The organism is Streptomyces alkaliphilus (genome assembly GCF_014141535.1).
GTDB lineage: Bacteria > Actinomycetota > Actinomycetes > Streptomycetales > Streptomycetaceae > Streptomyces > Streptomyces alkaliphilus.
Window position 1 is genome coordinate 1 of sequence record NZ_VKHT01001377.1, and the last position, 1,020, is coordinate 1,020.

Sequence of the window (1,020 nt, forward strand, 5' to 3'; positions counted from 1 at the left end):
GGCGGTGGCCACGACGTGGGCCAGGCGCGAGTGCAGGCCGTCGCCCGGCGGCGGGCTCACCTCGTCGCCCGGTGTCCTGGTCGCCACCGCGCGCTCGCACCAGGCCATCTCTCCCAGCCGGGGGTCGATGTCCAGGCGGGTGAGGCGACCGGCCGTCGAGGGGTAGAGGAAGCGGACGCCGGCGCTGATGTCGCGGGTGGGGGTCAGGTCGGGGGACAGCCCGGCGCTCAGGTCGGCGGCGGCCGCGACGACGTCGACGCCGGTGGCCAGGCGGACCAGGTGGGGGATGAGGTCTCCACCCGGACGGGGGTTGATCTCGATGACACGCGGCCCGTCGGGGGTCAGGCGCAGCTCGATATGGGAGACGCCGTGGGTCAGGCCCACCGCGTCCAGGGCGGCGAGCGCCACGCGCACACCGGGCTCCCCGGGGTCCGGCGAGCCGTGCACCAGATGGCCGGTCTCCTCGAAGTACGGCTCCGCGCCGAGGGACTTGTGGGTCAGGGCGAGAACGTGGTGGCGGCCGTGGTCGGAGGCGACCTCGACGGAGACCTCGGGGCCGGAGAGGTAGGACTCCACCAGCAGCCCGGCGTCCTCCCGCCCCCGGGCGGCGGCTTCGGCGGCGAAGGCGTGGGCGGCGGCCAGGTCGCGGACGGTGTCCACCTTCCGCACGCCGAAGGATCCGCCGGCCCCGGCGGGCTTGAGGACCACGGGGAACCCGATCCTCCGGGCGGCTTCCCCGGCCTGCTCCACGGTGGTGACCTGGGCCCAGGGCGTGGAGGGCACCCGTCGGGCGTCGAAGCGTGCCCGGGCCGCGGCCTTGTCGCGGCAGGTGGCGACCGCCTCGGGACGGGGGCCCGGCAGCCCGAGGTCACGGGCGGCCTCGGCGGCTCCCACGGTGGCGAACTCGTCCCAGGTCAACACCCCGTCCACCGGATGCTGGCGGGCCAGGGCGCGGGCGGCGGCCCGCACCCGGGCGGGATCGTGCGGGTCCGCGACCTCGTGGTCCACGATCCCGGGGGC

At 76.7% G+C, this 1,020-nt stretch carries 1 protein-coding gene; it reads right to left on the reverse strand.

From position 1 onward, the window contains the following. Positions 1–1,020 (reverse strand): ATP-grasp domain-containing protein (locus FNQ90_RS24580; RefSeq protein WP_182608348.1); only part of this gene is annotated, 1,020 nt, incomplete at both ends.